The organism is Yersinia artesiana (genome assembly GCF_902726545.1).
GTDB lineage: Bacteria > Pseudomonadota > Gammaproteobacteria > Enterobacterales > Enterobacteriaceae > Yersinia > Yersinia artesiana.
In genome coordinates this window covers 53,992-67,135 of sequence record NZ_CACVAD010000012.1, presented here as the reverse complement: position 1 = coordinate 67,135, position 13,144 = coordinate 53,992, and the positions used below count along the sequence as shown (strand labels likewise).

The window sequence follows — 13,144 nt, the reverse complement described above, 5'->3', positions numbered from 1 at the left end:
TATTAACACCAATAACTTGGCGAAACAAAAGCGAGATAGCCTTTTACACAGTGTATCGCGTAGAGTGGCAAGGTAAGTAATAATGACGTGTGCGGGTATATTTGCCCGATATACGGCTAATTGCCTGATATGTTTTACTTTCATCGGGTAAGTTTGATGTCATTTTCGGAGCAAGATTGATGCAAAGTATCCTCGAATTATTTAAAGCCATTGGCCTGGGCTTAGTGCTCCTGCTGCCATTGGCAAATCCATTAACGACAGTGGCTCTATTACTCGGCTTATCCGGCAATATGACCAGCGAAGAAAGGAATCATCAGTCGAAGATGGCGTCAATCTACGTCTTCTTTATTATGACGATTGCATTTTACGCCGGTCAGGTGGTGATGAATACCTTTGGTATTTCTATTCCAGGCTTGCGTATCGCAGGTGGTTTGATTGTGGCATTTATTGGTTTTCGTATGCTCTTCCCGCAGCAATCAGCGGAAGATACTCAATTAGAAGCAAAATCACAGGATTTAAAGCAACGTAAATCCATCAATATCGCCTTTGTGCCTTTAGCCATGCCCAGCACTGCGGGGCCAGGTACCATCGCCATGATAATCAGTTCCGCCGCCTCGATAAAAGGCCATGATATGTTCAGCCCATGGGTTGTCACCGTGGCTCCGGTACTGATTTTCCTCAGTGTATCACTGATTTTATGGGGTTCATTGCTCAGCTCAGGTGCAATTATGCGTTGGGTCGGCAAGAGTGGTATTGAGGCAATTTCACGACTGATGGGGTTCTTGCTGGTGTGTATGGGCGTGCAATTTATTATTAATGGCGTGCTGGATATTATTGCCAACTACCACCCGGTGGTTGCATAACGCGATAATAGCTTAAAAGAAACGCTAACCGATGTTGATACTGATACGACACCGGTTAGCGTTTTAATATTATTCCGACATCGCCCGATAGGCGGTATCGACTTTCCACAAATAACGTGGCGCTTGTGCGGCCGGATGTTTCTTTTGTATATGCTGATAAAATTCGTTCGGGCTAAGACTATTAATTTTATTCACGGCCAGACGTTTATCCGATGAGAATGTCCGTAACATCGCCCCCGCCCCATTAGCATAAGAAACAATGGTTGCATAACGCAACGTTTGCGGATCATTAATTCCCGCTAACTGCTGATTTTGCAAAATATTGATATAAGCCGTCCCAATATCAATATTCTTCACCGGATCTTTTAATTCGCCAGAACTTGGTTGACCATTGCGCCCTTTCATGCGGTACGCATCACGCCCCGCAGTAGAGGCTTTAATTTGCATCAACCCCACGGCATTTGAGGTACTCACTACATCAGGATTATAACCAGACTCCACTTGGATAATGGCTTTAATCAAAGTTTCATCAACACCATAATGGCTGGCTGCTTGTTTAATTACATCGCTATACGCAACTGTACTTGAACCTGCGCTGCTTTTCGGTGCATTAAGGAAACCACCTGCAGGTGGTTTTTTCAGCCACCCGTTATTTGCTTGCGGTGGAGGGGTTTGTTTAGCACACCCCGCCAGCAATAAAATTGCCATTAGGCAACCGACTTTTGGATTCACAGTATTCCCCGTGCTGATAAGCCGTTTGGTAGCATATACAAGTTGTCACCTCGTCCAAATAGATTTTTTGGCCTAGTTTGACCATTATCAACATAATGATCAGGCTATATTCGGTAACTATCGGTAAGTTTTAGTTTATTGTATGGCGAGGCTTGACTTCACCACAAATGATATTGATAATCATTTTCATTTAAAGAAAGGGAACATCGCCATGTTTATTAAGCAAAAAATACCCTACCTGCACGCTATTAGCGGCTTTACGCCTCATTTTTTACCTGCCATAACCTGGTTTACAGTCGTTGCAATTTCATTGCTGATGAACGCCTCTGCATGGGCAGACAATCAGCCAAACGATTCAGATAAAAAATTCAAAATTGTGACGACATTCACAATTATTCAGGATATTGCGCAAAATGTCGCCGGTGATGCGGCCATTGTTGAATCAATCACTAAACCCGGTGCTGAAATTCATGACTATCAACCGACCCCGCGCGACATCGTGAAGGCACAGTCAGCAGACCTGATTTTATGGAATGGCATGAATCTGGAGCGCTGGTTTGAGCGTTTTTTTGAGAATATTAAAGATGTTCCTTCGGCGGTGGTAACTGATGGCATCACGCCACTCCCCATTCGTGAAGGGCCTTATAAAGGCATCCCTAATCCTCATGCCTGGATGTCACCGTCAAACGCATTGATCTATATTGAAAATATTCGCAAAGCACTGGTCGAACACGATCCTGCTCATGCTGAGACTTACAATCGCAATGCTAAAGCCTACGCAGAAAAAATTGCGGCGTTGGATGCCCCGCTGCGCGAGCGTTTATCCCGAATTCCGCAAGAACAGCGTTGGCTGGTCACCAGTGAAGGCGCTTTTAGCTATCTGGCGAAAGATTATGGTTTCAAAGAGGTGTATCTATGGCCAATCAACGCCGAGGAGCAAGGTTCACCGCAGCAGGTGCGTCGTGTCATTGACACCATGCGCGCCAATAAAATCCCGGTAATATTTAGCGAAAGCACTATTTCTGATAAACCTGCCAAACAGGTCAGCAAAGAAACCGGTGCGCAATACGGTGGGGTGTTATATGTTGATTCTCTATCGAATGCGAAAGGGCCTGTTCCGACGTATATCGATTTGATTAACACCACAGTGCAAACTATCGCGAAAGGATTTGGTCAATGAGTCATGCTGTTTTTGTCCGCCCGGAGCTGATAGTGGATAACGTCACTGTCACCTATAACAATGGGCATACTGCCATTTACGACGCCAGTTTCTCTCTCTCTGGCGGTACCATCTGCGCATTAGTCGGCGTTAATGGAAGCGGTAAATCTACCCTGTTTAAAAGCATCATGGGGCAAGTAAAGCCCAGTGTGGGCAAAGTAGAGCTGAGCAATAAGCCGATTAGCCATGCATTAAAGCAAAATACCATCGCCTACGTTCCGCAGACGGAAGATGTGGACTGGAATTTTCCAGTATTAGTCGAAGATGTCGTCATGATGGGGCGCTACGGAAAAATGAATTTTTTGCGCATTCCGAGTCGCGCAGACAAAGCCATAGTCGATAAGGCCATTGAGCGGGTCGGATTAACCGCATTGCGTTCACGTCAGATAGGCGAACTTTCCGGCGGGCAGAAAAAACGCGTGTTTCTGGCGCGAGCACTGGCCCAGCAAGGTACTGTATTGCTGCTGGATGAGCCGTTTACCGGTGTCGATGTCAAAACAGAAAATGCCATCATAGATTTGTTGCGAGCGTTGCGCGACGAAGGTCACCTGATTTTGGTTTCCACTCATAACCTCGGCAGCGTGCCAGAGTTTTGTGATCATGTGATTCTGATTAATCAAACGGTACTGGCCGCAGGCCCGACAGAAACGACTTTCACTCAAAAGAACCTGGAAATGACCTTTGGTGGCGTACTGCGCCATATCAATCTGTCGGGGAACACGCTGCACGACGATAATGATCCACGCACCGTGACTGTTATCACCGATGACGAGCGCCCAGCAGTATTTTATGGTCATACCAAAAATGATCCCCCGGCACAAAGCCAGTCGAAGGAGAGCAATCCCTGATGCTGGAAATCTTACTGCAACCCTTTAACTACAATTACATGGTCAAGGCCATTTGGGTCAGCGCGATTGTTGGTGCCGTCTGCGCTTTCTTATCCGCTTATTTGATGCTGAAAGGCTGGTCGCTGATGGGGGATGCGCTCTCTCACTCCGTGGTACCCGGCGTCGCTGGCGCGTATGCCCTCGGCCTGCCCTATGCCGCCGGGGCATTCTTTACCGGTATGCTCGCCGCATTGGCAATGACCTTAGTGCGCCATATCACCCGCTTGCGTGAAGATGCCATTATCGGCTTTATCTTCTCCACCTTCTTTGCCGTCGGGCTGCTCATTGTTTCGCTCAATCCCACCTCGGTTAATGTGCAGTCGATTATTTTCGGCAATATTTTGGGCATCGCCGATGAAGATGTGCTGCAGGTAGAAATCATTATTTTGATCTCTTTTGTGATTTTGTGCCTGATTTGGAAAGATTTGCTGGCGGTGTTTTTCGATGAAAGTCATGCCATGTCAATTGGCTTGTCACCACTGCGCTTAAAGATTTTATTCTTCACCTTATTAAGTGCTTGTACAGTGGCGGCGTTGCAAACTGTCGGGGCGATTCTGGTGATTGCAATGGTCGTGACCCCCGGTGCCACCGCCTACTTGCTGACTGACCGTTTCAGCCGTTTGCTGGTGATAGCGATTGCCATCGGCGCATTTACCAGTGCCTTTGGTGCCTACCTCAGTTTCTACCTTGATGGCGCAACCGGTGGGGTTATCGTCACCTTACAAACCGTCGTGTTCCTACTGGCCTTTTTCTTCGCCCCCAAACACGGTTTATTGGCGACGCGCTATCAATCGCGTCAGAAGCGCCGCCACCCTGCGGCCTCTCACCCGGAGGATCATGCATGAACACCTTGTTCAGTCTGGTGAGCGAACCTTTCGCCTACCCTTTTATGCAGCGGGCGATAGTGGCCGCGATTATCACCGGTGTGGTGTGCGCGGTGTTATCTTGCTATCTGGTATTAAAAGGTTGGTCATTAATGGGAGATGCTATCTCTCACGCGGTGTTACCGGGCATAGTGTTGGCCTTTTGGCTCGGTATCCCATTGGTTATCGGCGCTTTTGTTTCAGGGATCTTTTGTGCGGTCGCCACGGGCTATTTAAAAGAAAACAGCCGGGTTAAAGAAGATACCGTTATGGGGATTGTCTTCTCTGGCATGTTCGCTTTCGGTCTGGTGCTGTTTTCTCGCATGGATACCGATCAACACCTGAGCCATATTTTGTTCGGTAATATGTTGGGTATTTCGCTAGCGGAATTGAAGCAAACCCTCTGGATCGCCGGCTTCACATTGTTAGTTGTGCTATTAAAACGTAAAGACTTCATGCTGTACTGTTTTGACCCAAACCATGCCCGCGTCATTGGTCTACCGGTTAAGTTATTACATTATGGTTTACTCTGTTTGCTGGCATTAACTATTGTGGCTTCATTACAGGCGGTGGGGGTTATTTTAGTGATTGCCATGCTGATAGCACCCGGCATTATCGCCTTTATGGTTTGTCGCAGTTTTGATCAAATGTTGGTTGTGGCTACTGTGGTTTCAGTGGTGGCGTGCGTATTAGGTACCTTGATAAGCTTCCATATTGATGGGGCAACGGGGCCATGTATTGTTATTATTCAGGCACTGTTTTTTGTTATTGCGCTTATTTATAACCTCATCAAACCAACCAAAGGCCACCCAATAGAGTTGAAGGTTAAAGATGAACCTGCTGAAAACGCGCCAAAAGGTAACCTGCTATAATAAATTGAGCTTTACGCTATATCCTAAATAATGAGCACAATCCGTCTTTTATTTGATCCGGCATGGGTATCCTCTGTGCATAGGCTCTTGTTCTATGCACTATAAAAAAGCTAACCTAATATTCTGTATTCAGGGCATTGGATTACAGGTCAGCAGCAAGCGAACCACTCTTTAATAAGATGAAGGGTATAACTGGCAGCTAATAGGGGGTATATCATGTGGCAAGCAGTGAATCGTCTGTTAAGTGAATATCTTGGGCCGGCTGAAATTCGGGAAAGAACCGAACTGCCCGGCGGAGATATTCATCAAGCCTGGCGCCTCAGCTATGGCGAAACTGAGGTTTTTGTCAAATGTGATACCCGTGAAATGCTACCGATATTTACCGCCGAGGCAGACCAACTCTCGCTATTAGCTCGCAGCAAAACTGTCCGGGTACCTGAAGTTTATGGTGTGGGCAGTGATCGTGAATACAGTTTCTTGCTACTCGAATATCTTCCGCTTAAACCATTAGATGCTCACAGTGCTTATTGTTTGGGGCAACAATTAGCCCATTTACATCAATGGAGTGAACAACTGCAATTTGGGCTGGATTTTGATAATGATTTAGCCACCACGCCACAACCTAATAGTTGGCAACGTCGCTGGGCGCAATTTTTCGCGGAACAACGTATCGGCTGGCAATTGCAATTAGCCGCCGAGAAAGGCATGTCGTTTGGCGATATCGATCATATAACCCATCTGGTTCAAGAACGTTTACAGGGCCACCAGCCGCAACCTTCGTTGTTACATGGCGATTTGTGGCCGGCAAACTGCGCCGCCAGTATCAATGGCCCGGTTATTTTTGATCCCGCCTGTTATTGGGGTGATCGCGAGTGTGACCTTGCCATGTTGCCGCTCTACCCTGCACTTCCGGCACAGATTTATGATGGTTATCAGAGTATCTGGCCACTCCCTGCCGGTTTTATTGAACGCCAACCTATTTATCAACTTTATTACCTACTGAACCGCAGTAACTTATTCGGTGGACAACATTGGATTAATGCGCAGAAAGCGGTGGAGCAACTGCTGCATCCCGAAAAATTTTAGTCTGCCCGTTGCCCGTCAATAGCACCCTAATAGTTGGCTATCCAACTCGCAGGGTGTTTTTTATGCTGCCAACATTCCGCAATATATGACTTTTCCTAAAAAAGTATGAACCAAACCACATATTAGCTGCATTCCTGCCGTCTAATAATGACCGTAAACCCTGTTCTTTTTTGCCAGCGACAATCCCCATTAAAAAGCGCTTACTTAAATAAAATCAAGAGTCTTCATTAAGGGAATATCACTCTCCTTAATAGGGACTCTATTGCCAATAATTGGGAGCCATATAATGGTAGATATCCGCGAATGGGAAAACCTTGCTAATAAAGAACTCAACCGGCGAGGAAAAAATATCGAAGACCTGATCACTAACACAGCGGAAGGTATTGCGGTCAAACCGCTGTATACCGCCAGTGACCTTGCTGGGTTAGAAGTCACTGGCTCTCTGCCCGGCATGGCACCTTATGTCAGAGGGCCAAGGGCCACAATGTATGCAGCGCAACCCTGGACCATTCGCCAATATGCTGGTTTTTCAACCGCTAAAGAGTCAAATGCCTTTTATCGCAGAAATCTGGCGGCGGGGCAAAAAGGGCTGTCAGTTGCCTTTGACCTGGCTACCCACCGCGGTTACGACTCCGACAACCCACGCGTTGCGGGTGATGTCGGGAAAGCAGGAGTAGCAATTGATAGCGTCGAAGATATGAAAGTCTTATTCGACCAAATCCCACTGGATAAAATGTCGGTCTCAATGACCATGAATGGCGCAGTGCTGCCCATTATGGCGTTTTACATTGTCGCCGCTGAAGAACAAGGCGTGGCTCCGGCGCTACTGACCGGTACTATTCAAAACGATATTCTGAAAGAGTATTTGTGCCGCAATACCTATATTTACCCGCCCAAACCCTCCATGCGCATTATTTCAGACATTATTGCCTGGAGTTCGCACAATATGCCGCGCTTTAACACCATTAGTATCAGTGGCTACCACATGGGGGAAGCCGGGGCTAACTGTGTACAGCAAGTGGCTTTTACTATCGCCGATGGCATTGAATACATCAAAGCCGCGCTGAAAGCCGGTTTAAATATTGATGACTTTGCCCCGCGCCTCTCCTTCTTCTTCGGCATCGGCATGGATTTGTTTATGAATATTGCCATGTTGCGGGCGGCTCGCTACCTCTGGAGTGAAGCTGTGAGCCAATTTGGTGCCACTGACCCTAAATCTTTGGCGCTACGCACCCATTGCCAGACATCAGGCTGGAGTCTGACCGAGCAAGACCCTTACAACAATATCATTCGCACCACCATTGAAGCGTTGGGAGCAACCCTCGGCGGCACCCAATCTTTGCATACCAACGCTTTTGATGAAGCCCTCGGCTTACCCACTGATTTCTCAGCGCGAATTGCGCGTAACACGCAAATTATCATTCAAGAAGAGTCAGAAATTTGCCGCACCATTGACCCATTAGCAGGCTCATATTTTGTCGAGTCACTGACTGATCAAATGGTCAAACAAGCGCGCAAAATCATTCAACAAATTGATGATGTGGGTGGAATGGCCAAAGCCATTGAGGTCGGGCTGCCCAAACGCATGATTGAAGAAGCCTCCGCCGGAGAGCAATCACTGATTGATCAAGGCAAGCGCGTTATTGTCGGGGTGAATAAATACAAGCTAGAGCAAGAAGCGGAAACGCCGGTGTTGGAAATCGACAACGTCAAAGTGCGCAATGAACAAATTGCTCAGTTGAAAGATATCCGCGCCCGTCGTGACAATGCGGCGGTACAGCAGGCATTAGCACAATTGCGCCATGCCGCCGGGCATAATGAAAACCTGTTGGAAGCGGCGGTGCAAGCTGCACGATTACGGGCAACATTAGGGGAAATTTCAGATGCCATGGAAACTGAGTTTGACCGCTATCTGGTGCCAAGCGAATGCGTAACTGGGGTGATTGCCCACAGTTATCATCAAAATGAAAACGATGCACAAGAGTTTGATCAAATTCTCGCACAAACTCAGCACTTCCTTGAACAAAATGGCCGGCATCCAAGAATTCTGATTGCCAAGATGGGTCAGGATGGTCACGACCGTGGCGCGAAAGTGATTGCCAGTGCCTATTCTGATCTTGGCTTTGATGTCGACCTTAGCCCTATGTTCTCCACACCGGAAGAGATCGCCCGGCTGGCCGTTGAAAATGATGTCCATGTCATCGGTGCGTCATCACTGGCAGCCGGTCATAAAACCTTGATCCCTGAATTGGTCGAGGCATTACGCCAATACAATCGTCAGGATATCTGTGTGGTCGCCGGCGGTGTTATTCCCCCACAAGACTACGCCTTTTTACGTGAGCGCGGTGTTGCCGCTATTTATGGGCCGGGCACCCCGATGTTAGCCAGCGTGCGTGATGTCTTGCAACTGATCAGTGCCCATCATGATTAACGCTGACAATCTGGATGATTACATCCAGCGTTTACGCCGAGGGGAGCGGGCTGCACTGGCGCAAGCCATGACACTGGCAGAAAGCACCCTGTCCCAACATCAAGTATTAAGCGCCCGGTTACTGGACAGCATTATGCCCTACACCGGGCAAGCCAAACGGCTTGGCGTCACCGGCACTCCGGGAGCGGGCAAAAGCACCTTTCTTGAAGCGTTAGGGGAAGAGTTGTTAGCACAAGGCCACAAAGTGGCGGTGATTGCGGTCGACCCCAGCAGCCCGGTCAGCGGCGGCAGCATTTTGGGGGACAAAACCCGCATGCTGAATTTATCACGCGCCGAGCATGCGTTTGTCCGGCCTGTCCCCTCCAGGGGGCATCTTGGCGGTATCAGTCAGAGTACCCGCGAACTGATTTTACTTTGTGAAGCAGCGGGTTATGACATCGTTATTGTTGAAACCGTCGGGGTTGGGCAATCAGAAACTGAAGTCGCCGCGATGGTGGACTGCTTTCTCTCACTGCAAATTGCCGGAGCCGGTGATGACCTGCAAGGTATCAAGAAAGGCATTATGGAAATGGCTGATTTTATCGTCATCAATAAAGATGATGGCGAGAATCATATCAATGTCGATATTGCCCGCCATATGTATCAGCGCGCACTGAATATCATCCGCCGAAAATACCCGGCATGGCAACCCCGCGTGCTGAGCTGTAGCGCGCTGGAAAAACGGGGAATTCGCGAGGTTTGGCAAGCAATTCAGACCTTTTGGCCGGTGATGACCCAAAGCGGGCAGTTGGCAACCTTACGTCAGCAACAGAATGTCGATTGGGTTCGCCACCAAATCGAAGTAAATGCGCTGGCCGCGCTGTTTTCCCGCCCCGATATCCACCAGCACTATCAGCAAATGGAAGCCCTGCTGCAACACAATCAAATTTCGCCTCGGGCCGGCATTAGCGCTGTCACGCATTTTATTACGCAAACAATTTTCAATTAAAGGGATAACCATTATGTCTTATCAGTATGTCAAAGTGTTGATTGCCAATCGGGTTGGCATTATTGAATTCAACCACGCCCGCAAGTTGAACGCATTAAGTAAAGTGTTTATGGATGATTTGATGCTAGCGCTGCATGACCTGAATAATACCGATATTCGCTGCATTATTTTGCGCGCCGCCGAAGGCTCAAAAGTGTTCTCTGCCGGCCATGATATCCACGAACTCCCCACCGGCCGACGTGACCCGCTGTCCTATGACGACCCGCTACGCCAAATCACCCGCGCCATTCAAAAATATCCTAAACCGATCATCTCAATGGTTGAAGGCAGTGTCTGGGGCGGCGCATTCGAGATGATCATGAGTTCAGATATCATTGTTGCCTGTAATAATTCGACCTTTTCCATGACGCCCGTCAACCTGGGGGTTCCCTATAATCTGGTGGGTATTCATAACCTTATCCGTGATGCCGGTTTTCACATTGTCAAAGAGCTGATTTTTACCGCCGCACCTATCACTGCCGAACGCGCCTTGTCCGTGGGTATTCTCAATCATGTGGTTGAACCCAGCGAACTGGAAGATTTCACCCTGAAACTGGCACACGTTATTTCGGAAAAAGCCCCACTGGCAATTGCCGTGATCAAAGAGGAACTGCGTGTTTTAGGGGAAGCCCATACCATGAATTCCGATGAGTTTGAGCGCATTCAAGGCATGCGGCGCGCGGTCTACGACAGCGAAGACTACCAGGAGGGCATGAGCGCCTTTATGGAGAAACGTAAACCTAACTTTCTTGGGCGTTAACCCTATACAGCTAAAGGATTTCTCTATGAAACGGCCATATTGCAGATTGACGGCTGATGAGGCCGCCGAGTGCATTGAGCATGGAAATATGGTGGTGTTCAGTGGTTTTACCCCGGCGGGCGCGCCCAAAGTGCTGCCTGCGGCCATTGCCAAACGCGCTATGGCGCAGCATCAGCAGCAAAAAGAGTTTCAAATCCGCTTACTGACCGGCGCATCAATCAGTGCTCAGGCGGATGATGAATTAGCCGCTGCCGAGGCTATTGTCTGGCGTGCGCCTTATCAAACCGCCTCACTATTACGTGAGAAGATCAATCAAGGTGCGGTTAGCTTTGTTGATTTGCACCTGAGTGAAGTGGCGCAAATGGTTAACTATGGTTTCTTTGGTGATATTGACGTGGCAGTGATTGAGGCCTCAGCTATCACCGCCGATGGGAAGGTTTATCTCACCAGCGGCATTGGCAACTCACCGGTGTTTTTGCATAAAGCCAAGAAAATCATCATCGAATTAAATCATTATCACAGCCCTCGGGTCGCCGAATTGGCCGATATTGTTATGCTGGGTGCTCCGCCCCGGCGCAATACTCTGCCGATATTCCATACTCTGGATAAGGTGGGCCAACCTTATGTACAGGTTGATCCAGCCAGGATTGTCGGCATTGTCGAAACTGAGCTGCCGGATGCCAGTAATAGCCTTGATCGCGAAAATCCATTATGTGAGAAAATTGCCGACAATGTGGTGAGTTTCTTGCTGAATGAACTGAAATTAGGCCGTATTCCGCCCGAGTTTCTGCCACTGCAAAGCGGGGTCGGTAACATCAATAATGCAGTGATGAAACGCCTTGGGGAAAATCCCGACATTCCGCCGTTTATGATGTATTCAGAGGTGTTACAGGAATCGGTGGCGCAGTTGTTAGAGACGGAAAAAGTACTGGGTGTCAGTGCCTCGAGCTTAACAATTTCACCTGCCACACTGAAAAAAATCTATGACAATATGGACTTCTTTGCCAGCCGGATTGTTTTGCGCCCACAAGAGATTTCTAATCATCCGGAAATCATTCGCCGGTTAGGGGTGATTGCCCTCAATGTGGGATTGGAGTTTGATATTTATGGTCACGCCAATTCCACCCATGTGGCGGGTACCGAATTGGTCAATGGCATTGGCGGCAGCGCCGATTTTGAGCGCAATGCTTATCTCTCCATCTTTATGGCCCCCTCTATTGTCAAAGGCGGCAAAGTCTCCACCATTGTGCCAATGTGTACTCATGTTGATCACAGTGAACACAGTGTCAAAGTTATTGTTACAGAACAAGGTGTTGCGGATTTACGCGGTTTGTCGCCGACACAACGCGCCGTGGCGATTATCAATAACTGCGCCCATCCGCTGTATCGCGACTACCTGCATCAATACCTGGCACAGGCTAAAGGGGGGCATTTACATCACGACCTGGCCCAGGCATTTCGGCTACATCAAAACTTATTTGAATATGGTTCCATGCTGGCACCTTAATCACCATTACGATCCGAATGGATATAGCCCATGACTTGTTCTATATGGTGATTATTCTTGAGTGAATAGAGATACTCGCGCATATACATGGGCTGATTCGGCGCATCGAAATATTTAAGTTTGGCCGGATTCACTAGCCGATAAGCAAACTGTGGCACGACGGTCAGAAATTGCCCCTGCTCGACTGCACTGATTTTTGCCATAAAACTGTACGGGCGATAAATAATGGTCGGGTTAATCCCAATGGAACGGAAATGTGCATCTAATAAGGATTCAAAATTAGCCCGATTCTGAAAGCGCATTTGCAGCCACGGCAGCGTATTCAATAGTTCCAATGATTGGCAATTTTCAAAACGACGCGAAACCAAAAAGCCAAGTCGCAGTAATGGCAGCTCCGTGGTTTGCAAACTATCAATATGGGTTACCCGGGGAGAAGCTTGTTGCGGGGAAATAATAAAATCCACCCGCCGGTCGAGTAAATCATCTATCACACTGTTTTCACTGAACTCAAAAGGCTGAGCTGTTACCCCATCATATTTATCACTGAGGCTGAATAACTGATCAAAAATGATGGTGGGATAGGTGTTATCAATGCCAATAACGATATTTTTTTGCCGCTGAGACATTGAGATAATGGTGTTATCAATGGCCGATAGCCGTTGATAAATAGGGAATAATTCCTGATAAAGTTCCTGACCCGCTTTATTTAAACTGATGCTCTTTTCATTACGGGTAAACAACGCATATCCCACCAATTCTTCCAGGGCCGCAATACTCTTACCAAAAGGTGAAGCGGTCATATGTAATTTTTCTGCCGCTTTGGCCATGCTGTTGGTTTGGGCCAAAATAATAAAATTACGCATTTTCTTTGAAATAAAAACGTTCATGACTTGACTG

Annotated in this window: 12 protein-coding genes; 10 read left to right on the top strand and 2 right to left on the bottom strand. The window is 47.9% G+C overall.

Annotated elements, in window-relative coordinates:
* Window positions 1–179: 179 nt before the first annotated feature.
* On the top strand, window positions 180–863 hold the full coding sequence (locus HU019_RS05725) for a MarC family NAAT transporter (protein WP_019083034.1): 684 nt from the start codon (window positions 180–182) through the stop codon (window positions 861–863).
* A 69-nt stretch (window positions 864–932) separates the two neighbouring features.
* Here the strand turns inward: HU019_RS05725 and HU019_RS05720 are convergent, their stop codons facing one another.
* Window positions 933–1,595, bottom strand: coding sequence for a transglycosylase SLT domain-containing protein (locus HU019_RS05720; protein ID WP_174847583.1), 663 nt, complete (start codon window positions 1,593–1,595; stop codon window positions 933–935).
* A 211-nt stretch (window positions 1,596–1,806) separates the two neighbouring features.
* On the opposite strand from HU019_RS05720, the gene yfeA reads away from it, so the two are divergent.
* From yfeA to HU019_RS05675, 9 genes are all read left to right on the top strand, one after another.
* The gene (gene yfeA / locus HU019_RS05715) at window positions 1,807–2,775 is read left to right on the top strand and encodes an iron/manganese ABC transporter substrate-binding protein YfeA (protein WP_174847582.1); all 969 of its coding nucleotides are present in this window, start codon (window positions 1,807–1,809) and stop codon (window positions 2,773–2,775) included.
* Window positions 2,772–3,662, top strand: a complete 891-nt coding sequence (gene yfeB, locus HU019_RS05710; protein ID WP_174847581.1) for an iron/manganese ABC transporter ATP-binding protein YfeB — start codon at window positions 2,772–2,774, stop codon at window positions 3,660–3,662. Before yfeA ends, yfeB begins: the two co-directional genes overlap by 4 nt.
* Window positions 3,662–4,546 (top strand): iron/manganese ABC transporter permease subunit YfeC, encoded by an 885-nt coding sequence (gene yfeC / locus HU019_RS05705; RefSeq protein ID WP_174847580.1) that lies wholly within the window; start codon window positions 3,662–3,664, stop codon window positions 4,544–4,546. Before yfeB ends, yfeC begins: the two co-directional genes overlap by 1 nt.
* Window positions 4,543–5,436, top strand: coding sequence for an iron/manganese ABC transporter permease subunit YfeD (yfeD, locus tag HU019_RS05700; RefSeq protein ID WP_174847579.1), 894 nt, complete (start codon window positions 4,543–4,545; stop codon window positions 5,434–5,436). Before yfeC ends, yfeD begins: the two co-directional genes overlap by 4 nt.
* Window positions 5,437–5,652: 216 nt before the next feature.
* Window positions 5,653–6,522 (top strand): fructosamine kinase family protein, encoded by an 870-nt coding sequence (locus HU019_RS05695; RefSeq protein ID WP_174847578.1) that lies wholly within the window; start codon window positions 5,653–5,655, stop codon window positions 6,520–6,522.
* A gap of 286 nt (window positions 6,523–6,808) precedes the next feature.
* Window positions 6,809–8,953: a methylmalonyl-CoA mutase gene (gene scpA / locus HU019_RS05690; RefSeq protein WP_174847577.1), complete on the top strand. Its 2,145-nt coding sequence runs from the start codon at window positions 6,809–6,811 to the stop codon at window positions 8,951–8,953.
* Window positions 8,946–9,941: a methylmalonyl Co-A mutase-associated GTPase MeaB gene (meaB, locus tag HU019_RS05685; protein WP_174847576.1), complete on the top strand. Its 996-nt coding sequence runs from the start codon at window positions 8,946–8,948 to the stop codon at window positions 9,939–9,941. The genes scpA and meaB overlap by 8 nt, the downstream gene beginning before the upstream one ends.
* 13 nt (window positions 9,942–9,954) lie before the next feature.
* A complete protein-coding gene (gene scpB, locus HU019_RS05680; RefSeq protein ID WP_174847575.1) occupies window positions 9,955–10,740 on the top strand; it encodes a methylmalonyl-CoA decarboxylase in 786 nt (261 codons plus the stop codon).
* A 25-nt stretch (window positions 10,741–10,765) separates the two neighbouring features.
* Window positions 10,766–12,247 carry a succinate CoA transferase gene (locus HU019_RS05675; RefSeq protein WP_174847574.1) on the top strand — a complete coding sequence of 494 codons (1,482 nt, stop codon included), beginning with the start codon at window positions 10,766–10,768 and terminating at the stop codon, window positions 12,245–12,247.
* Here the strand turns inward: HU019_RS05675 and srsR are convergent.
* Window positions 12,244–13,134 carry a LysR family transcriptional regulator SrsR gene (gene srsR, locus HU019_RS05670; RefSeq protein WP_174847573.1) on the bottom strand — a complete coding sequence of 297 codons (891 nt, stop codon included), beginning with the start codon at window positions 13,132–13,134 and terminating at the stop codon, window positions 12,244–12,246. The genes HU019_RS05675 and srsR overlap by 4 nt on opposite strands.
* Between the last annotated feature and the right edge of the window lie 10 nt (window positions 13,135–13,144).